18 protein-coding genes and 1 pseudogene are annotated in these 19,698 nt (G+C 69.6%); 17 read left to right on the top strand and 2 right to left on the bottom strand.

Annotation, left to right across the window (positions count from 1 at the left end; translation table 11 throughout):
* From AAFO60_RS01580 to truB, 4 genes are all read left to right on the top strand, one after another.
* Positions 1-363 (top strand): DoxX family protein, encoded by a 363-nt coding sequence (locus tag AAFO60_RS01580; protein ID WP_347954387.1) that lies wholly within the window; start codon positions 1-3, stop codon positions 361-363.
* A gap of 68 nt (positions 364-431) precedes the next feature.
* Complete coding sequence (locus tag AAFO60_RS01575; RefSeq protein WP_347954386.1) at positions 432-1,430, top strand: metallophosphoesterase family protein; 999 nt, start codon at positions 432-434, stop codon at positions 1,428-1,430.
* Positions 1,427-2,101, top strand: coding sequence for a 4'-phosphopantetheinyl transferase family protein (locus AAFO60_RS01570; protein WP_347954385.1), 675 nt, complete (start codon positions 1,427-1,429; stop codon positions 2,099-2,101). The genes AAFO60_RS01575 and AAFO60_RS01570 overlap by 4 nt, the downstream gene beginning before the upstream one ends.
* Position 2,102: 1 nt before the next feature.
* Positions 2,103-3,002, top strand: coding sequence for a tRNA pseudouridine(55) synthase TruB (truB, locus tag AAFO60_RS01565; protein WP_347954384.1), 900 nt, complete (start codon positions 2,103-2,105; stop codon positions 3,000-3,002).
* 62 nt (positions 3,003-3,064) lie between these two features.
* Here truB and AAFO60_RS01560 read toward each other — a convergent pair whose 3' ends face one another.
* Positions 3,065-3,745: a metal-dependent transcriptional regulator gene (locus AAFO60_RS01560; protein WP_347954383.1), complete on the bottom strand. Its 681-nt coding sequence runs from the start codon at positions 3,743-3,745 to the stop codon at positions 3,065-3,067.
* Positions 3,746-3,870: 125 nt separating this feature from the next.
* On the opposite strand from AAFO60_RS01560, the gene AAFO60_RS01555 reads away from it, so the two are divergent.
* From AAFO60_RS01555 to AAFO60_RS01535, 5 genes and pseudogenes are all read left to right on the top strand, one after another.
* Positions 3,871-4,833 (top strand): bifunctional riboflavin kinase/FAD synthetase, encoded by a 963-nt coding sequence (locus AAFO60_RS01555; protein ID WP_347954382.1) that lies wholly within the window; start codon positions 3,871-3,873, stop codon positions 4,831-4,833.
* Positions 4,834-5,007: 174 nt separating this feature from the next.
* Positions 5,008-5,277, top strand: coding sequence for a 30S ribosomal protein S15 (rpsO, locus tag AAFO60_RS01550; RefSeq protein ID WP_347954381.1), 270 nt, complete (start codon positions 5,008-5,010; stop codon positions 5,275-5,277).
* A gap of 441 nt (positions 5,278-5,718) precedes the next feature.
* Complete coding sequence (locus AAFO60_RS01545) at positions 5,719-7,968, top strand: polyribonucleotide nucleotidyltransferase (protein WP_347954380.1); 2,250 nt, start codon at positions 5,719-5,721, stop codon at positions 7,966-7,968.
* Positions 7,969-8,192: 224 nt separating this feature from the next.
* Positions 8,193-9,461: a sensor histidine kinase gene (locus AAFO60_RS01540; protein WP_347954379.1), complete on the top strand. Its 1,269-nt coding sequence runs from the start codon at positions 8,193-8,195 to the stop codon at positions 9,459-9,461.
* Between the two features lie 28 nt (positions 9,462-9,489).
* Positions 9,490-10,116: pseudogene (locus AAFO60_RS01535) on the top strand (response regulator); the annotation flags it as partial.
* 26 nt (positions 10,117-10,142) lie between these two features.
* Here AAFO60_RS01535 and AAFO60_RS01530 read toward each other — a convergent pair.
* Positions 10,143-12,188: a neutral/alkaline non-lysosomal ceramidase N-terminal domain-containing protein gene (locus AAFO60_RS01530; RefSeq protein ID WP_347954378.1), complete on the bottom strand. Its 2,046-nt coding sequence runs from the start codon at positions 12,186-12,188 to the stop codon at positions 10,143-10,145.
* Between the two features lie 135 nt (positions 12,189-12,323).
* Here AAFO60_RS01530 and AAFO60_RS01525 point away from each other — a divergent pair, with 135 nt between their 5' ends.
* From AAFO60_RS01525 to AAFO60_RS01490, 8 genes are all read left to right on the top strand, one after another.
* Positions 12,324-13,805: an amidase gene (locus AAFO60_RS01525; RefSeq protein ID WP_347954377.1), complete on the top strand. Its 1,482-nt coding sequence runs from the start codon at positions 12,324-12,326 to the stop codon at positions 13,803-13,805.
* A gap of 109 nt (positions 13,806-13,914) precedes the next feature.
* Entirely contained in the window at positions 13,915-14,667 is a 753-nt protein-coding gene (dapB, locus tag AAFO60_RS01520; RefSeq protein ID WP_347954648.1) for a 4-hydroxy-tetrahydrodipicolinate reductase, read from the top strand.
* A gap of 6 nt (positions 14,668-14,673) precedes the next feature.
* Positions 14,674-15,159, top strand: coding sequence for a hypothetical protein (locus AAFO60_RS01515; RefSeq protein ID WP_347954376.1), 486 nt, complete (start codon positions 14,674-14,676; stop codon positions 15,157-15,159).
* Between the two features lie 7 nt (positions 15,160-15,166).
* Positions 15,167-15,622, top strand: coding sequence for a flavodoxin family protein (locus AAFO60_RS01510; RefSeq protein WP_347954375.1), 456 nt, complete (start codon positions 15,167-15,169; stop codon positions 15,620-15,622).
* A gap of 185 nt (positions 15,623-15,807) precedes the next feature.
* Complete coding sequence (locus tag AAFO60_RS01505; RefSeq protein ID WP_347954374.1) at positions 15,808-16,632, top strand: LuxR C-terminal-related transcriptional regulator; 825 nt, start codon at positions 15,808-15,810, stop codon at positions 16,630-16,632.
* Positions 16,633-16,861: 229 nt separating this feature from the next.
* Entirely contained in the window at positions 16,862-18,214 is a 1,353-nt protein-coding gene (locus tag AAFO60_RS01500; RefSeq protein ID WP_347954647.1) for an MFS transporter, read from the top strand.
* A 106-nt stretch (positions 18,215-18,320) separates the two neighbouring features.
* Positions 18,321-19,127 (top strand): thymidylate synthase, encoded by an 807-nt coding sequence (locus AAFO60_RS01495; protein ID WP_347954373.1) that lies wholly within the window; start codon positions 18,321-18,323, stop codon positions 19,125-19,127.
* Between the two features lie 28 nt (positions 19,128-19,155).
* Positions 19,156-19,641, top strand: a complete 486-nt coding sequence (locus AAFO60_RS01490; RefSeq protein ID WP_347954372.1) for a dihydrofolate reductase — start codon at positions 19,156-19,158, stop codon at positions 19,639-19,641.
* Positions 19,642-19,698 lie beyond the last annotated feature (57 nt).

Raw genomic sequence — 19,698 nt, 5'->3', positions numbered from 1 at the left:
ATGTCTGCTCTGCCTGCTCCGGCGTGGCCGACGATCGTGCTCGCCGCAGTCCTGCTCGGCGACGCGATCATCTCGGTGCGCCCGGTCCGGTTCGTCCGCGAGTGCGTCGAGGGCGTCGGCTTCCCCATCTCCGAGTGGGGTTGGGTGCTGGTCTACGTCAAACTGCTCGCGGTCGGTGGCCTCCTCGTCGGCCTCTGGCAGCCCGGAATCGGGGCGGCGGCCACCGTCGGCGTCATCGCGTACTTCCTGGCTGCGGCGGCAGCGCACGTGCGGGCACGGGCCCTCGGCGTCACCTTCTGGGTCAACTGCCTGGGAATGCTGGTCGCTTCGGCCGCCGTCCTGGTCTATTCATTCGTGCTGTAGCCGCCCGCCCGCGCGGCCGCGGCGATCGGCGTGTCACCGCCTTTCGGTGCCGTGGCACGATGGTCGGCATGGCAACGCTCTGGGCGATCAGCGATCTTCACGTCTCGCATCGAGGCAACGAGCCGATCCTCGACCAGATCAAGCCCTCGGATCCGGGGGACTGGCTGATCGTCGCCGGCGACGTCGCCGAACGCACCGACGACATCATCGACACCCTCCGGCGCCTGAAGAACCGCTTCCACACGGTGATCTGGGTGCCCGGCAACCACGAGCTCTACACCACGTCCAAGGACCCGCTCCAGGTGTTCGGCGTCGCCCGCTACGACTACCTCGTGCAGGCCTGTCGTGACCTCGGGGTGGTGACGCCCGAAGACCGGTACCCGCTGTTCGACCCGGGTGACGGAACGCCCCCGGTGCGGGTGGTGCCGATGTTCCTGCTCTACGACTACACCTTCCGTCCAGAGGGGACGAGCACGGCCCTGCAGGCCCTCGCGGTGGCGCGTGAGGCGAACGTCGTCGCGACCGACGAATTCCTGCTCTCACCCGAGCCCTACGGCACCCGCGACGCCTGGGGACGAGCGCGGATCGAGGCGACGCGCGCCCGGCTGGAGGCCATCGATCCGGCCGAGAAGACGATCCTCATCAACCACTGGCCGCTGCGCCGAGAACCCTGCGACGCCCTGATGTACCCGGAATTCGCCCTGTGGTGCGGATCGGAGCTGACCGACGACTGGCACACGCGCTTCAACGCTGCCTGCTGCGTGTACGGGCACCTGCACATCCCGCGCACCACCTGGTACGACGACATCCGCTTCGAAGAGGTCTCGGTGGGCTACCCGCGCGAGTGGAGCCGTCGAGGTCTGCCGAAGCCGCTGCTGCGCAAGATCGCCCCCGACGACGGGTTGAGGCCCGACGACCTGCACGAGTTCGGCGCCCGCTTCGACCTGCCGCCGGACTACGCCGAACGCGCCGCCGAGTTCCGGGCGCGGGTGGAGCGGACCCGGGCCCGTCGAGCCGAAGCCAGACAGAAGCGAGCCGACGCGGCCGGAAAGGACGATGACCGTTGATCGAGGACCTGATGCCCGCCGGTGTCGGCACCGCCGAGTCGTTCGGCGACCCGGACGGAATCACCGTCCTGCCCGCCGAGGAGAGCCTGATCGCGAAGGCGGTCGAGAAGCGTCGGCGCGAGTTCACCACCGCGCGACACTGCGCCCGACAGGCCCTGGGGCAATTGGGGATCGACCCGGTGCCGATCCTGCGCGGCGAGCGCGGCATGCCGCTGTGGCCGCGGCAGGTGGTCGGCAGCATGACGCACTGCGACGGCTACCGCGCCGCCGTCGTCGGCTACTCGATGCAGGTCCGCTCCCTCGGCATCGACGCCGAACCGCACGAGGCGCTGCCCGAGGGCGTGCTCGACCACACCAGCGTGGCCGCCGAACGCGAGGTCCTCGCCACCCGCGACACCGACCTGCACTGGGATCGTCTGCTGTTCTGCGCCAAAGAAGCGACCTACAAGGCGTGGTTCCCGATCACCCAGCGATGGCTGGGCTTCGAGGACGCGCACATCGTCTTCACGCGAGACGACACGATTGGCACCGCGGGTGAGCCTGCCGGTACCTTCACTTCGACCATCCTGATCGACGGCGCGGCGATCGACGGCGGACCGCCGCTGCTCACGCTGCCCGGCCGCTGGCAGATCTCCCGCGGACTGATCCTGACCACGATTGCACTCACCTGACATGGCAGACGCGTCCATCGAGAACGCCGGACTCCTCGTCGTCGACAAGGACGCCGGCATGACCAGCCACGACGTGGTCGCCAAGTGCCGCAAGGCCTTCAACACCCGCCGGGTCGGTCATGCGGGCACCCTCGACCCGATGGCGACCGGCGTGTTGGTGCTGGGCGTGGAACGGGCCACGAAACTGCTCGGGCTCCTCTCGCTCACCACCAAGGCCTACACGGCCACCATCCGGCTCGGACAGTCGACGACCACCGACGACGCCGAGGGCGAGGTCGTCTCGACCACCGACGCCGCCGGCGTGACCGACGACGAGATCGCGGCCGTCGTAGCCTCGCTCACCGGCGAGATCCAGCAGATCCCGGCCAAGGTCAGTGCGATCAAGGTCGACGGCCGCCGCGCCCACGCGCTGGTGCGGACCGGCGAGGAGTTCGAGCTCAAGCCGCGGTCGGTGACCGTGCACCGCTTCGAGGTGACCGGCACCCGCCGGGCGGACGGCTTCGTCGACCTCGACGTGGAGGTCGACTGCTCGTCGGGCACCTACATCCGTTCGCTGGCCCGCGATCTCGGCGGCGCACTCGGGGTGGGGGGGCATCTGACGGTCCTGCGCCGCACCGCGGTCGGACCGTTCACGCTCGAGCATTCGCGCCGCATCGACGACGTCTCGGCGGCGCCGGGCCTGAGCCTCGGCATCGACGACGCCGCCAAGCTCTGCTTCCCGCACCGATCGATCAGCGACGACGAAGCCGAGTCGATCAGTCAGGGCCGATGGCTGACGCCGATCGGCATGAAGGAGATCTACACCGTCGTCGACCCGTCCGGTCAGGCGATCGCGCTGATTCAGGAGAAGGGCCGCCGCGCGAGTTCGGTGATGGTGGTCCGGCCGGCGACCCTGCGCTGAGTGCTCGCGTCCCGGGGGCAGGCGTCCCCGGGACGGACATACCGGACCGAGCGGTCCCGAAGTCAGCCGTCCAGGAAGATCGCCCGGGCCGCGATGTCACCCAGGTGAATCGGCTCGGAGTCGTCGACGCACACCGTGATGGTGCCCGCGAAGGCGCGCTTCTGCATCACCCGGATTCGGCAGTCCAGGTTGACGCCGATCTCCTCGAAGTAGCGCAGCATCTCCGGGTCGGCGTCGGAGATCCGGGTGATCACGCCGACCTCGTCCACGTCGAGGTCGGCGAGCTGCCGCGAGCCAGACTCGGGCACGGTGCCGTCGGGCCGCGGGATCGGATCGCCGTGCGGATCACGTTTCGGATGACCGAGTTTGGCGTCGATGTGGGCGAGCAGCTGTTCGGACACCGCGTGCTCGAGGACCTCGGCCTCGTCGTGGACCTCGTCCCAGCGGTAGCCGAGTTCGCAGACCAGGAAGGTCTCCAGCAGCCGGTGGCGGCGAACCATGCCGACTGCGGCCACCCGGCCGGCTTCGGTGAGCGTCACCCCGCCGTAGGGCTCGTGGTCGACCAGACCCTGGTCGGACAGTTTGCGGATGCCCTCGGAGACCGTCGACGGCGAGACGCCGAGCTTCTCTGCCAGGACTTTCGTGGATACCTTCGCGTCCGACCACTCCTGGGAGGTCCAGATAACTTTCAGATAATCCTGGGTGACCGAGGTCAGTTCGTTCACCGGGCGAGCATCGGGCATGACCACGACCTTACCCATTGGGGCACGGTTCGCTGAACGCCGCGCGCTCGCCGCGCGTGCGACGACGGGCGACGGCGGCCGCGGGTCGAATGCGCGTTGGCGGCCGCAGGTCGTACGCTTGTCGTGTGTTGCGTTGGCGAGGTTTGGACGATGTCCCCGCGGGCTGGGGGCGATGCGTGGTCACCATCGGCGTGTTCGACGGAGTGCATCGCGGGCACGCGCAGTTGATCGCGGCCGCCACCAAGGCGGCCGCCGAGCGCGGCGTCCCCGCGGTCCTGATGACCTTCGATCCGCACCCGATGGAGGTGGTGCGCCCCGGCACCCACCCGCCGCAGCTGTCGTCGTTGCGTCGGCGCGCCGATCTCGCCGAGGAACTCGGCATCGACGTCTTCTGCGTGCTGCCCTTCAACCCGACGATGGCGGCGCAGTCGCCGGAGGAGTTCGCGCACTCGGTGCTGGTGGAACAGTTGCACGCCGCCGAAGTGGTGGTCGGCGACAACTTCACCTTCGGGCACAAGGCCGCGGGCGACGTCCCCAAGCTCAAAGACCTCGGCGAGCGGTTCGGCTTCGAGGTCACCGGCGTGTCGCTGTTCGGTGAGCACACCGTCACCTACTCGTCCACCTACATCCGATCGTGCATCGCCTCGGGCGATGTGGAGCTGGCGGCCGAGGCCCTCGGTCGCCCGCACCGCGTCGAAGGCGTGGTGGTGCACGGGGAGCGACGCGGCCGCGACCTCGGTTTCCCGACCGCGAACGTGGCCCCGCCCGAGCACGCCGCAGTGCCCGGCGACGGCGTGTACGCGGCGTGGTTCACCGTGCTCGACAGCGCCACCGAACCTCGCGGCATCGTGCTCGGCGAACGGTATCCGGCCGCCGTCTCGGTCGGCACCAACCCGACCTTCTCCGGTCGCATCCGCACGGTGGAGGCCTATGTGCTCGACGTCGACGCCGACTTCTACGGTCAGCACGTCGCCGTCGACTTCGTCTCGCGCCTGCGCGGGATGGAGCCCTTCGACAGCGTGGAGTCGTTGATCGCCGCCATGACCAACGACGTCGAGCGCACCCGCACGCTGCTCGCCGCACAGTAGCGACGACGTTCCCCGGCCGATTCTCACCGTCGCCCGATTTTCACCGTCGCCCGATTTTCACCGTCGCCGCGCCCCTGGTAGCCTTGACCGCTGGTGTCAGCTGCGGTCCGTGGTGGCGCACCCCCTGCAGGTGCAGGGTCTGGAGCACGGAACTGAAAATCGAGGAGAACTCTCATGGCACTTTCCGCCGACGAGAAGAAGGCCGTGCTGGCCGAGTACGGCCTGCACGAGACCGACACCGGTTCGCCGGAGGCGCAGATCGCGCTGCTGACCAAGCGCATCACCGACCTGACCGAGCACCTGAAGTTCCACAAGCACGATCACCACAGCCGTCGTGGTCTGCTGCTGCTCGTCGGCCGTCGCCGTCGTCTGCTCAAGTACATCGCCAGCGTTGACATCAACCGTTACCGCTCGCTGATCGAGCGTCTGGGCCTGCGTCGCTGACGCAGCATCTCCAGATTTGCCGCTGCGGCCGCCGTTCCCGATTCCGGGGACGGCGGCCGCAGCGGTGTCCGGGCCGTGATTTCGGGGCCGGGACGTCGGGGCGCGCCCGAGGTTCGGCCGACGGCCACGTCACCAGCAGCGAGAATGTTACGCTGGTGGGCGGACGATCGATGCCAGATGTCGGATCGATGAGATCGTCGGATCGGTCCTCGGTAGTGGCCGCCGGAACGTGTACAGAAGAACCAACGTGTACTGAAGAAGTTCCGGCCGCTTCGATCGAAGGCCGTCTGCTCACAGCGCGGGTGCGCTGTTCTCATCTGCCGTGAATCTCGCGCCAATCGCCCGTCGGCTCGCTGCGTCTTGCGCGAGTCGACTGCGCCATACCCGGTCGCAGCCCGCACCTTCGGGTGGCACTGCGGCCGCAACGAAAGGGAATACCTCTTGACTGATGTCAACGCCGACTTCGATGATTCGGTCACCGAAGTCTCCGCCGTCATCGACAACGGATCGTTCGGTACGCGGACGATCACCTTCGAGACCGGCCGCCTCGCTCTGCAGGCCGCAGGCTCGGTCGTCGCCTACCTCGACGAGGGCACCATGCTGCTGTCGACGACCACCGCGTCCAAGTCGCCGAAGGAGCACTTCGACTTCTTCCCGCTGACCGTCGACGTCGAGGAGCGCATGTACGCCGCGGGCCGCATCCCCGGCTCGTTCTTCCGCCGCGAGGGTCGCCCGTCGACCGACGCGATCCTGACCTGCCGCCTGATCGACCGTCCGCTGCGTCCGTCGTTCGTCGACGGTCTGCGCAACGAGATCCAGATCGTCGAGACGGTCCTGTCGCTGGATCCGAAGGACCTCTACGACGTCCTCGCGATCAACGCCGCCTCGGCGTCCACGCAGATCTCCGGCCTGCCCTTCTCGGGCCCGGTCGGCGGCGTGCGCGTGGCGCTCATTCCCACCGAGGAGAACAAGGCCGGCCAGTGGGTCGCCTTCCCGACCGTCGAGCAGCTCGAGGGCGCCGTCTTCAACATGGTCGTCGCCGGTCGCGTGACCGACGACGGCGAGGTCGCGATCATGATGGTCGAGGCCGAGGCCACCGACAACGTGCTCGCCCTGATCGCCGACGGTGCGCAGGCCCCGAACGAGGCGGTCGTCGCCGAGGGCCTGGAGGCGGCCAAGCCGTTCATCGCCACCCTGTGCGAGGCGCAGAAGCAGCTCGCCGCGGCCGCGGCCAAGGAGACCCGCGAGTTCCCGCTGTTCCCGCCGTACGCCGACGACGCCTTCGAGGCCGTCGCCGAGTTCGCGACCGACCGTCTCGGCGAGGCCATGTCGATCGCCGACAAGCAGGAGCGCGACAACGCCACCGACGCACTCAAGGGCGATGTGCTCGAGGCGCTCGGTGAGCGTTTCGTCGGCCGCGAGGGCGAACTGGGCGCGGCCTACCGCTCGCTCACCAAGAAGGTCGTGCGCCAGCGCATCCTGACCGATCACTTCCGGATCGACGGCCGCGGCATCACCGACATCCGCGCGCTCTCGGCCGAGGTGGGCCTGATCCCGCGCGCCCACGGCAGCGCCCTGTTCGAGCGCGGCGAGACCCAGATCATGGGCGTCACCACCCTCGACATGGTCAAGATGGCTCAGCAGATCGACTCGCTCGGCCCCGAGACCAGCAAGCGCTACATGCATCACTACAACTTCCCGCCGTACTCGACCGGTGAGACCGGCCGCGTCGGCTCGCCGAAGCGCCGTGAGATCGGCCACGGCGCGCTCGCCGAGCGCGCACTGGTGCCGGTGCTGCCGAGCGTCGAGGAGTTCCCCTACGCGATCCGTCAGGTGTCCGAGGCCCTCGGCTCCAACGGCTCGACCTCGATGGGTTCGGTGTGCGCGTCGACCATCTCGCTGTACAACGCGGGCGTGCCGCTGAAGGCGCCGGTCGCGGGCATCGCGATGGGTCTGGTGTCTGACGAGGTCACCATCGACGGCAAGACCGAGACCCGCTACGTCGCGCTGACCGACATCCTCGGCGCCGAGGACGCGTTCGGCGACATGGACTTCAAGGTCGCGGGCACCAAGGACTTCGTGACCGCCCTGCAGCTCGACACCAAGCTCGACGGCATCCCGTCGAAGGTGCTGGCCGGAGCCCTGAGCCAGGCCAAGCAGGCGCGTCTGACCATCCTCGACGTGCTGGCCGAGGCCATCGACGAGCCCGACGAGATGAGCCCCTACGCGCCGCGGATCACCACCGTCAAGATCCCGATGGACAAGATCGGCGAGCTGATCGGTCCCAAGGGCAAGACGATCAACGGCATCACCGAGGAGACCGGCGCCAACATCTCGATCGAGGACGACGGCACCGTGTTCATCGGCGCCGCCGACGGCCCGTCGGCGCAGGCGGCGATCGATCGGGTCAACGCCATCGCCAACCCGCAGCTGCCCAAGGTCGGCGAGCGCTTCCTGGGCACCGTCGTGAAGACGGCCGCCTTCGGCGCGTTCGTCTCGCTGCTGCCGGGCCGCGACGGCCTGGTCCACATCAGCAAGCTGGGCAACGGCAAGCGGATCGGCAAGGTCGAGGACGTCGTCAAGGTGGGCGACAAGCTCCAGGTCGAGATCGCCGACATCGACGAGCGCGGCAAGATCAGCCTCGTCCCCGTCCGCGATGAGGCGAAGGAAGAGGCCACGGCCGACGCCTGAGTCGAATCCGACCAGTGACGCGCACCCGCACCCCGCGATCAGCGGGGTGCGGGTGCCGTCGTCTGGGCCGGGTGCCGTCGTCTGGGCCGGGTGCCGTCGTCTGGGCCGGGCGGCGCCGTGGGCAGCGGCGCAGGGGCAGCGCCGCGGGGGTAGTGCGGGCGCTACCCTGAAGTCTCGGGCTCGGGCCAGTGTGCGCGGCCGGGCGCAACCGTAGCGTTTCCGTCATGACGATCAACGAGGTACCCCGCTCCGTGTCACCCGACTCATCACCGGTCCGTACGAGATCGCCGTGGGAGGCGGTGGCGCAGTCGCCGGTGCGCTTCCTGCTGTCCGCCGACCCCTGGCGCTCGCTGGCCTACACATTCATCAGCCTGGTGCTGGGCTGGCTCCTGTTCTTCACGTACGCGTTCATCATCCTGCTCCCGTTCGCGGCATTCTGGTCCCAGCCGCTGGCCCGCCTGGAACGGCAGCGCGTGCGGCTGCTGCGGTTGGCGCCCATCGACGATCCGCACCGACCACTCGGCGGCGCACCGTCGAGCGGTCTGCGCCTGCGCGATCCGGCGACGCGGCGCGAGGTCGGATACTCGCTGATCCTGGCGCTGCTGGCGGTGCCGGCCACGATCGCGGTGACCGTCGCAGTCGTCCTGCTCGTCGTCTGCGCCCTGGCGCCTCTGCTCACCGGCCTCGGAGCGCGGCTGACCATCGGCTCGTGGCGCGTCGACTCGGCCGCCACCGCATGGCCGATGGTGCCCGTCGCGCTTCCGCTGCTGATCGTCACCCTGTACCTGTGCGCCGTGCTCGCGGCCGTCGTCGCCTCGACGGCCCAGGCGCTCCTGGGCCCGCGCGAGTCCGATCTCGCAGCGCAGGTCGCGGCACTGCAGTCCTCGCGCGGAGTCCTCGTCGACTCGTTCGAGGCCCAGCGTCACCAGATCGAGCGGGACCTGCACGACGGGCCGCAGCAGGAGCTGGTGGGCGCGGCCATGCAACTCGGCGAGCTCGCCCAGTTCACCGCCGACCCGGCCGTTCGCGCCGACGCCGAAGCCGCGCAGCAGCGGGTCGAACGGGCGCTGGCGAGCCTGCGCGACACCGTCCGGGGCGTTCATCCCCGCGTGCTCGAGGACCACGGGATCGAAGCCGCCTGCGCCGAGCTCGGCGGACCGATCGCGGTGCGCGTGATCGCCGGAACCGGGTGGGTGCGGGGCCGGCGCCTGCCGAGCGAGGTGGAGCGCGGGCTCTACTACACCGCCAGTGAAGCCGTCACGAACGCGGTCAAGCACGCCGGTGCCTCAACCGTGTCCATCGCGCTGTCGGCGGTCGCCGACACCGTCACGATGACCGTCACCGACGACGGCCGCGGCGGCGCCGACGTGTCCGCCGGACGCGGCCTGGCCGGTCTCGTCGAGCGGGCCGACGCACTCGGGGCGAGCCTGACCGTCGTCAGCCCGCAGGGCGGTCCGACCACCGTGCGCTGGTCCGGCGTCGTCGCAGGCTGACGGGTCGGGCAGACTCGGGGGAGTGGGCGTGCGCATCGTATTGGCGGAGGACTCGGTTCTGCTGGCCGAGGGGCTGGTTCGGATTCTGGAACGGGCCGGGCACGAGGTGGTGGCCGCGGTGTCCGACGCGGTCGCACTGCGCGGCGTCGACCTGACCGGGATCGACCTGGTGATCACCGATGTGCGGATGCCGCCCGGCGACGGCGACGACGGACTGCGCGCGGCCCTGGATCTGCGGGGCCGGCGGCCCGGGCTGCCGGTGCTCGTCCTGTCCCAGTACGTCGCCGCGGCCTATGCGCGCCGGCTGCTGACCGCCGAGCAGGGCGGCTCGGTCGGCTACCTGCTCAAAGAGCGAGTGGGTCGGGTCGCGGACTTCCTGCGGGCGGTGGAGACCGTCGTCGCCGGCGGCGTGGTCGTCGACCCGGAGGTGATCTCCACGATGTTCTCCACCGCCGTCGTCGATCGGCTCACTCCGCGCTAGTCGGAGGTGCTGGCGCTGATGGCCCGCGGCGCCAGCAACTCCGAGATCGCGGCGTCCCTGGTGGTCTCCGATGCCGCGGTCGCCAAGCGCATCGCCAACATCTTCCTCAAGCTCGACCTGCCGCCGGAGACCGAGAACCGCCGGGTGCGCGCGATCCTGCTGTACCTGGCGCAGACGTGGGGGCCGTCTGCGGCCGGCCGTCAGCCGACCTTGATGCGGCCCGTCGTGCCGCTGATCGGGCGCAGCTTCCCGTTCGGCGCCTTGGCGTCGCCGTAGTAGCGGATGCGGTAGTCGCCCGCGGCGTCGCGGGGGATGCGCCAGGTGACGGTGATCTTCGACGCCGAGGCGCTGCCGCCGGGGCGTTCCCATTTCAGCTCGGTGGCGGCGTGATCGTCGTCGAAGGCCACCGTCCAGCCGGTGCCGGTGAACTTCTCGACGGCGAAGTAGCCCGCCGTCTGTGCGCCCCGGCGGATCCTGTTGGTCGGGTAGGCGCCGCAGAACGACACGCGCAGGGTGGTGCCGGCCCGCACCGAGGCGGGCACGGTCGAGACGACGTCGCCGAACCGGCGGCCGGGCATCGGCGTGTCGGCGGGCTGGGCGGGCAGCAGATCCGGTTGCAGCCCGGAGGTGTCGGCCGGACGGCGGCCGGCGGGCAACCGGGAGCCGCGGACCATCGCGCGCGCCATCCGGTCGAGTTCCTGCATGTAGGCGCACAGCGTCCAGCGTCCGAACAGCGTCTCGCCGCCCTCGTACTGCTGCGAGAGGTACTCCTCGGGCGTCACCGTGTACTGGCTGTACCCGTTCGAGTACCCCTGCAGCAGCACGTTCTCCAGCGGCACCCCGAGCGCGTCGGCGACGGTGCGCCGGATCCGCAGACCGGCGACGATCGTCGACTCGGTCGGCAGCGCGGCCAGGACGAGGTCGCCGATGCGGATCAGCTGAACCGGGAGCGTCTGCTCGATCCACGGGCTCGGCGGCAGGATGCCGAGCGGAAACAGGATCGCCTTGGGAGCCTGGTTGTCGACGATCCACGGATCCGGGGTGGCCGTGGCGCCGGCGCCGAGCAGCATCGCGAACTCATTGCGGACCCCCTCGTTGAGGAATCCCAGCTGACTGCGGGTGTTGTCCTCCTGGCTGGTGGCCGCGGCGGCGGCGCCCATCATGGCCGGGGAGGTGCGGGCGGCCTTGCCGTGGGGGGTGTAGTGACCGCTGATCGAGACGTTCGCCATGTCGACGTAGCGAGTCGCGGAGTCGATCCGCACCGCGCTCATCGGCCGGGCCGCCGCGAGCGCCGCCTGCCCGGCCCGATCCTGCCGCTGCCCGATGAGCAGGCGGTTGGTCCGGTTGTCGGACGTCGGACCGCCGGGATGCATCTTGCGCAGCCACAGGTTGGGCGTCATGTCGCCGGCATTGGTCTGCGCATGGGCGGCGACGATCCCCGGGTCGCGCTGCTCGCCGAGATAGGACGCGTACCCCTTGTTGTCCGGGCCGATCAGGAAGTTCGCGTCGGTCAGCGAGGTGCCGTGGGTGGCGAACCAGGTGATCTCGCCGATCGTCCGACCGCCCTGCCGCAACCGGATCGCCGTCACCTGCGGGTCGATGGCGTTCGGGAAGTGCCTGCGCTCGTCGGCGGGGTTGAGCTCGAACGCGGCCATCGAACGGTTGGCGCTCGCATCGTGGAGTTCGGCGTGCCCGAGCTCCAAGGTGCCGGGCGCCAGTGAGGCGTGGGCGGCGGCGACGGCGTCGAGCAGGCCGTCGAGCTCGGCTCGGAAGGAGTTGTGCCGGTGCCCCTGCGCGGCGAGGACATAGGCGTAGTCCCAGGCGGTGCCGCCGCACGAGTTGTGATTGTGGGTGGCGTTGATGTTGACGTTGTGCGCGGTGTAGGTGTCGCCGTACCGCTTCGCCAGCTCGGTCAGCAGCGTCCGGTGGTGGGAGGTGAACACGCAGGCGATGTCGGCGGTGATGAACAGGACGCGCTTGCCGGTCGCGGCGTCGGCGATGACGTACGCGCGCGCCCACGTGCGCTGCAGGAGCCCCTCGGCGACCTGCTCCATGTCGGAGTAGCCCATCATGCCCTGGCCGGCGATCGCGCCGGTCATGTCGCCCTTTCCCGCGCCCACCAGATAGCCGGTGCCACGAGGTTCCGCGGCGGCGGTTCCCGCGGTGCCGAGAACCCCGAGCGCACCGACCCCGACGGCGGAGGCGGCGGTGGCCTGCAGGAGGCTTCGGCGAGAGATTGACGTCACTGGAACTCCCAAAACTGAAACGTGTTCTACCGATCGGTAGATTAGCTCAGCCCTCGGCCACCCGACCCGGGGAAGGCTAGGGTGTGGCACAACCGGCCGTGCCGGAACATCGTCATCGCGCAGAGAAGGTCGGACATGAACATCGACGAGTACATGAGCTACGACGCGACCGGGCTGGCCCAGCTGGTCGCAGACAAGCAGGTCACGCCCGCCGAGCTGCTCGACCTGGCGCGTCGTCGCCTCGCGGAGGTCAACCCGAAGCTCAACGCAGTGGTGATCGAGACCGCCGACGCCGCCGACCGGCAGGTCGCAGGCGAGTTGACCGGCCCCTTCGCCGGTGTCCCGTTTTTGCTCAAGGATCTGGCACAGGAGTACCGCGGCTACCCGACCACCAGCGGTTGTCGTGCGCTGCGGAACCTGCCCGAGCCGCGCAACGCGTTGGTGACCGATCGCTTCCTGGCGGCGGGTCTGGTGGTCGTCGGCAAGACCAATACGCCCGAGCTCGGGGCGAAGGGGGTCACCGAACCCGACCTGTGGGGGCCGGCCCGCAATCCGTGGGACACCTCACGCACGCCGGGCGGCTCGTCGGGCGGCTCGGCGTCGGCGGTGGCCGCGGGCGTGGTCCCGGCGGCCGGCGCCAACGACGGGGGAGGGTCGATTCGGATCCCGGCGGCGACCACCGGACTGGTCGGACTCAAACCGAGTCGCGGGCTGGCGCCGTACGGTCCGCAGACCGGGGAGCCGATGTTCGGGATGGCCGTGCAGGGCGTGGTCGCGCGCACCGTGCGCGACAGCGCCGGGTTGATGGACGCGATCGTCGGCCCGAACCCGCTCGCCGACTACCAGGCCGCGATGCCCGCGCAGCGTTTCGTCGAGGCCGTCGGCAGCCGTCCCGGCAAGTTGCGGATCGCCTTCTCTGCGCACTCGGCCATCTCCGGCGCCCCGACCGCCGAGGCCGCCGCGGCGATGACGGAGGCGGCCGCCGTGCTCACCGAACTGGGTCACGAGGTCACCGAGATCGCGCCGCCCTACGACGACAAGGCCCTCGCGCAGACCTTCCTGACGCTGTGGTTCGCCCAACTGGCCGGACAGGTCGACGAGATCTGCGAGCGCACCGGCGCCGGCAACGACGACTTCGAGGCGGACACGCTGGCGATGGTCGAGCTGGGCCGCTCCGGCGGGACGGTGAAGGCGCTGCGCGCGCTGGGGGAGATCAACGGATACACGCAGGCCATGGGACGGTTCTACGAGTCGTACGACTACTTCATGACGCCCACCATCGCGCAGGCGCCGATCGAGGTCGGTGCGCTCACGACCGCGGCTCCGGTGAAGGTCGGGGCCCGCGTGGCCCACCGCCTGCACGGCGGTCGCCTGCTGCTGGCCAGCGGGGTCGTCGACCAGATGATCGAGGAGAACCTCGGCTGGGTGCCGTACACCCAGATGGCGAACCTGACCGGGCGGCCGGCCATCAGCGTTCCGATCCACTGGACCGCCGACGGACTGCCGCTGGGCGTCCAGTTCAACGGCCCGCTCGGCTCCGACGGCGCCCTGCTGCAGTTGGCCGCCCAGCTCGAGGAGGCCAGGCCCTGGATCGGACGCTTCCCGGCCCGACCGTGACCGGCGTCCCTGCGGTGCGGTCCGTCGCGCACTCCCGGTGAGGCAAGCCCTAGACTCGACGACGATGATGTCGAACGGCGAAGGTGGACAGATGAGCGGGGCCGAACAGATGAGCGGGGCGATCCGGGTCGGTGTGCTCGGCAGCAGGGGCAAGGTCGGCACGGCGATCGTCGAAGGCGTTCGGGAGTCGGCGCACACCGACTACACCGTCGGCGTCGACGCAGGCGATCCGCTGACCGACTTCGTCGAGTCGAACACCCGGGTGGTCGTCGACTTCACTCACCCCGATGTGGTGATGGACAACCTGAAGTTCTTGATCGAGAACGGGATCCACGCGGTGGTCGGGACCACCGGCTTCACGCAGGAGCGCCTCGACACGGTGCGCGGCTGGGTCGAGGCCAACCCGTCGGTCGGCGTGCTGATCGCGCCGAACTTCGCGATCGGCGCCGTCCTGTCGATGCATTTCGCGCAGCAGGCGGCGCGCTTCTTCGACTCGGCCGAGGTCGTCGAACTGCACCATCCGTTCAAGGCCGACGCGCCGTCGGGCACGGCCGGTCGGACCGCGCAGTTGATCGCCGCCGCCCGCGCCGAGGCCGGCCTGGGCGCCTGCCCCGATGCGACGTCCACCGGGCTGGAGGGGGCGCGCGGCGCCGACGTCGACGGCGTTCGCGTGCACTCGGTGCGGTTGGCCGGCCTCGTCGCGCACCAGGAGGTCCTGTTCGGGACGCAGGGGGAGACGCTGACGATCCGTCACGATTCGATCGACCGGAACTCGTTCGTCCCCGGCGTCCTGCTCGGCGTCCGCGAGATCGTCGGCCGACCCGGGCTGACGGTGGGTCTTGAGACCTTCATGGATCTGTAGGACATCGTGGCTGCAAAGAAGAGCGACGCTCGGCCCACCATCTGGGTGATCGGCTTCCTCGTCGTCGCCCTGTGCGTGTACTTCTTCCTGCTGAGTCGGACGGCGGTCGGCCTGATCGGCCACGGCACGCCGGTGTCGATCGGGCTGGGCATCGGAGTCTTCGTGCTGCCGCTGCTCGGGGTCTGGATGGTGATCGCCACGCTGAAGTCGGGGATCGAGCACCAGCGCATGGTCGCTGCGGCCTCGGCGCTCGGGCGCGACCTCGACGTCTCCGAACTGCCGCGCCGGGCCTCGGGGCGAATCGAGAAGGACGCTGCGCTGGAGCTGTTCGAGCAGGTGAAGACCGAGTGGGAGGCCGATCCGTCGGACTGGGTCAACACCTACCGGATCGCACGCGCCTACGACTACGCCGGCGACCGCTCCCGCGCCCGCGAGATGATGAAGCGCGCGGCCGACCAGTATCGGGCCGCGAAGGCGGCCGAACCGGCATGATGGCGGCATGGCCCGCCTGCTGATCGTTCACCACACGCCCTCGCCGCACTGCCAGGAGATGTTCGAGGCGGTGCTCGCCGGTGCCACCGACCCGGAGATCGAAGGTGTGGAGGTGATCAGGCGGGCCGCGTTGTCGGTGTCGGCGGCCGAGATGCTCGACGCCGACGGCTACCTGCTCGGCAGTCCCGCGAACCTCGGGTACATGAGCGGAGCCCTCAAACACGCCTTCGACACCTGCTACTATCCGATCCTCGACTCCACCGGGGGACGTCCATACGGGCTGTTCATGCACGGCAACGTCGGGACCGAGGGGGCGGAGAAGAGCGTGCACTCCATCGCCGGGGGACTGGGCTGGGTGAAGGCGGCGGCCGACGTCGTGATCTCCGGCAAGCCGACGAAGGACGAACTCGAAGCGTGCTGGGAACTGGGTGCGACGGTGGCCGCCGGACTCATGCCGGATTGAGACCGCGAGCGGGCGTCGGCGGCCGGTCGATTCGTGTTCAGAACCTCGGATCAAGCTGTGGCATAGGTGACAATCGCGTCGCTCGGTATGATTGCTCATAATGCCCGGGGACCGGAAGGCCTCCCGCGGGCGTCTTCCGCGTGAACGGCGCGGACTGGTCTGCGGGACGAACGGGTGGTAGCCGGATGAGCGAGCGGGCACTGACGGTGCCGGTCACCGAGGCGCTCCGGCGCGTCCAGCACTCGAGCGGCGTCCCGCTGGCGTTCAGCGGAATCGTGGAGGGTTCGGCGCGGCTGCACCTGCAGCACTTCGTCGGTGACTCGACCGGGGCGCTGAACGGTCTGGCGGTCGAGGTCGGGCACGGGCTCGGCGGCAAGGTGCTGCACTACAACCGGCCGATGGCCGTGAACGACTATCTCGACACGCCGCAGATCACCCACCGGTACAACGAGGCGATCGCCACCGAAGGGTTGCGCGCGGTCGCCGCGGCCCCGATCATCGTCGAATCGCGCATGGTCGCGGTGCTCTACGGCGCCCTGCGCTGTGACACTCAGATCGACGGCAGACTGCTCGACGTGCTCACCGGGCAGGCGCGGACGGTCGAACAGCAGATCGCGGTGTCCCGGGCGCTGATCGAAGCCGATGCGCGCCTGTCGCCGGATGCCGACGCGCTGCGCGACCGCATGACGGTCGCCTACACCGAACTGAGACTGCTGGCCCGCAAGGTCGGCGACGAGGCGTTGGCCGATGAGATCGCCCGGATCACCGGCCTGCTCCTGGAGGAGGAGGCCGATGGCGCGGGCGTCCCGATCGTGCAGTTGACCGGTCGCGAGCAGGACGTGCTCTCGCTGGCGGCGCTCGGTTACGGCAACGCGCGCATCGCCGAGGAGCTCGGGGTCGCGGCCGACACCGTCAAGGGGTACATGAAGTCGGCGATGGGCAAGCTCGATGCGCGCAACCGCCTCGAGGCCGTCGTCCTGGCCAGGCGGGCCGGCGTCCTGCCCGGCTGATCGCCCCCTCCCGGCATCACCCCCTTTGGGGGGTGTCGGGCGATTCGGGCCCATCGTACTGTGAGCGAGCTTACGAAATGGCCGTCGAGTGAGACGCGCGACAGTGCGTGATCGCCGGTGCATTCTCGTCAGCCGACACATTGATCCCGCCCGAGACGAGGACCCGACCGTGACCACGGCCCCACCACGTATCCCGCCGGTAGACCCAGCCGCCTCCAAGACCACCAGCATGAAGCGGGTGGCCGCGGCCAGCTCGATCGGCACGACCATCGAGTTCTACGACTTCTTCATCTACGGAACGGCGGCCGCGCTGGCGTTCCCGACGGTGTTCTTCCCGGAAGCCGATGCGACCACCGCGACCATCGCCTCCTTCGCGACCTTCGCCGTCGCCTTCTTCGCCCGCCCGGTCGGTGCCATCGTCTTCGGGCACTTCGGCGACCTCATCGGCCGCAAGCGCACCCTGGTCTGGACGCTGCTGATCATGGGCGCGGCGACCGTCGCGATCGGCCTGCTGCCGGGGTACGAGTCCGGCGCCTTCGGCCTGTTCGAGAACGGCATCGGGATCGCCGCGCCGATACTGCTGGTGGTCCTGCGGTTCCTGCAGGGCTTCGCCGTCGGCGGCGAATGGGCGGGCGCGACGCTGCTGACCGCCGAATACGCGCCCGAGGGCAAACGCGGCCTGTACGCGATGTTCCCGCAGCTGGGCCCGGCGTTCGCCTTCTTCCTGTCGAGCCTGACCTTCCTGGTCGCAAGCCTGACCGTCGGCACCGCCAGCGACGCCTTCCTGAACTACGGGTGGCGGGTGCCGTTCATCCTGTCGATGGTGCTCGTGCTCGTCGGTCTGTGGGTCCGCCTGGCGGTCGCCGAGACGCCTGTCTTCGCCGAGGCGCAGGCCAAGCGTGCAGCCGCACCGGCGGCTGCGCCCACCAAGCTGCCCTTCCTGGACGCGGTGCGCTTCCAGTGGAAGGAGATCCTGATCGCCGGCGGTGCGCTCGCCAGCCTGTTCTCGCTGTTCTACATGGGCACGGCGTTCCTCACGAGCTACGCCACCAAACCCGACCAGATGGGCTTGAACCGCAACTTCGTCCTCGTCTCGGGCATGATCGCCGCCGTCTTCTTCGGCCTGTCGACCGCCGCGTCGGCGTACTACTCCGACCGGATCGGCCGTCGCCGGGTGATCATGGTCTCGGTCATCCTCGCCGTCCCGTGGGTGCTGCTGCTGTTCCCGATCCTCGAGGCCGGCGGCGAGTTCGCCTTCCTCGTCGGACTCATCGGCACCCTGCTGATCTTCGGCATCGCGTACGGTCCGGCCGGCGCGCTGCTCCCCGAACTGTTTCAGGCCCGCTACCGCTACACCGGCGCCGGCATGGGATACAACCTCGCCGGCATCCTCGGCGGTGCGATCCCGCCGCTGATCGCCGCGCCGTTGATCGCCGGACCCGGCTCCATCTGGGTCGGTGTCATGCTGGCCGTGCTCTCATCGATCAGCGTCTTCTGCACGTATCTGATCGTGGAGACGAAGGACAAGTCGATGGCGCACGCAGCCGAGGACGACGCCGTCGTCGCCGTCGAGGCGCCGTGACCGGCCACCGACGCTGAGCGAGTCCAGGCAGGGGCGCCCCGACGACGGTTCGGGGCGCTCCTGCCGTCGTGGCGAAGGTGCATCGTGCGTCGCCTAGAATCGACTCGTGACTACGCCGATCTCGACCCCCTACGAGGACCTGCTGCGCCTGGTGCTGGAGACCGGCACCCCCAAAGCAGACCGGACCGGCACCGGAACACGCAGCGTCTTCGGCCACCAGATGCGATTCGACCTCTCGCAGGGCTTCCCGCTGATCACCACCAAGAAGGTTCACCTCAAAGCCATCGTCTACGAACTGCTGTGGTTCCTGCGGGGCGACTCGAACGTCAGATGGCTCCAGGAACGCGGCGTGAGCATCTGGGACGAGTGGGCCTCGCCCGAGGGTGAGCTCGGACCGGTCTACGGGGTCCAGTGGCGCAACTGGCCGACGCCGTCCGGGGAGCACATCGACCAGATCGCCGCCGCGCTCGAGACGCTCAAGACCAACCCGGATTCGCGCCGCAACATCGTCTCGGCGTGGAACGTCGGCGAGATCGCGCAGATGGCGCTGCCGCCGTGCCACGCCTTCTTCCAGTTCTACGTCGCCGACGGCCGACTCAGCTGCCAGCTCTATCAGCGCAGTGCCGACCTGTTCCTCGGCGTGCCCTTCAACATTGCCTCGTACGCCCTGCTGACGCACATGATGGCGCAGCAGGCGGGCCTGGAGGTCGGCGACTTCGTGTGGACCGGCGGCGACTGCCACATCTACGACAACCATGTCGAGCAGGTGCGCGAGCAGCTCTCGCGGGAGCCCTTCGCCTACCCGACGCTCCGGCTGCGCAAGGCCGCGTCGATCTTCGACTACGACTACGACGACGTCGAGGTGGTCGACTATCGGTCGCACCCGGCGATCAAGGCGCCGGTCGCGGTCTGATCCCCATCGTCGATCTCAGGAGGCAGCGATGACGATCGCACTCGTTTGGGCCCAAGACCGTGTCGGCGCGATCGGCAAGGCCGGCGCCATCCCGTGGCGGGTGCCCGAGGACATGTTGCGGTTCAAGGAGCTGACCGGCGGCGGCACGGTCATCATGGGCCGCAAGACGTGGGAGTCGCTGCCGGAGTCGGTGCGGCCGCTGCCCGGACGGCGCAACATCGTCATCACCCGGGCGGCGAGCTACCGGGCCGACGGAGCCGAGGTCGTTCACGGCATCGAGGAGGCGCTCGCCGCTGCGGGGCAGGTGGCCGCGGTGATCGGCGGCGGCGAGATCTATGCGGCGGCGATGTCGCGCGCCACCGCGCTGCGCGTCACTGAGATCGACGTGCTGGTCGATTCCGCTGATGCCTTCGCCCCCGAGGTCGACCCGGATCAGTGGTCGAGCGTGCGGGCCGGGGAGTGGCAGTACTCGTCGACCGGGACGCTGTACCGCTTCGTCGACTACACGCGCTGAGCGAGCGAGAGGTCACGCGGGCGGACCGAACGCAAGCGGCGCGAAGTCCGAGAGTCG

It is taken from the genome of Gordonia aichiensis, assembly GCF_039946255.1.
Lineage (GTDB): Bacteria > Actinomycetota > Actinomycetes > Mycobacteriales > Mycobacteriaceae > Gordonia > Gordonia aichiensis_A.
This window is presented reverse-complemented; position numbering and strand designations above follow the sequence as displayed.

Bases quoted from the DNA above. Each gene is read 5' to 3' on its own strand.
- AAFO60_RS01560 (WP_347954383.1), bottom strand. From the start codon at position 3,745: ATGCCCGATGCTCGCCCGGTGAACGAACTGACCTCGGTCACCCAGGAT.
- AAFO60_RS01525 (WP_347954377.1), top strand. From the start codon at position 12,324: ATGAACATCGACGAGTACATGAGCTACGACGCGACCGGGCTGGCCCAG.
- truB (WP_347954384.1), top strand. From the start codon at position 2,103: ATGGCAGACGCGTCCATCGAGAACGCCGGACTCCTCGTCGTCGACAAG.
- rpsO (WP_347954381.1), top strand. From the start codon at position 5,008: ATGGCACTTTCCGCCGACGAGAAGAAGGCCGTGCTGGCCGAGTACGGC.
- AAFO60_RS01500 (WP_347954647.1), top strand. From the start codon at position 16,862: ATGAAGCGGGTGGCCGCGGCCAGCTCGATCGGCACGACCATCGAGTTC.
- AAFO60_RS01575 (WP_347954386.1), top strand. From the start codon at position 432: ATGGCAACGCTCTGGGCGATCAGCGATCTTCACGTCTCGCATCGAGGC.
- AAFO60_RS01510 (WP_347954375.1), top strand. From the start codon at position 15,167: ATGGCCCGCCTGCTGATCGTTCACCACACGCCCTCGCCGCACTGCCAG.
- AAFO60_RS01490 (WP_347954372.1), top strand. From the start codon at position 19,156: ATGACGATCGCACTCGTTTGGGCCCAAGACCGTGTCGGCGCGATCGGC.
- AAFO60_RS01505 (WP_347954374.1), top strand. From the start codon at position 15,808: ATGAGCGAGCGGGCACTGACGGTGCCGGTCACCGAGGCGCTCCGGCGC.
- AAFO60_RS01540 (WP_347954379.1), top strand. From the start codon at position 8,193: ATGACGATCAACGAGGTACCCCGCTCCGTGTCACCCGACTCATCACCG.
- dapB (WP_347954648.1), top strand. From the start codon at position 13,915: ATGAGCGGGGCGATCCGGGTCGGTGTGCTCGGCAGCAGGGGCAAGGTC.
- AAFO60_RS01580 (WP_347954387.1), top strand. From the start codon at position 1: ATGTCTGCTCTGCCTGCTCCGGCGTGGCCGACGATCGTGCTCGCCGCA.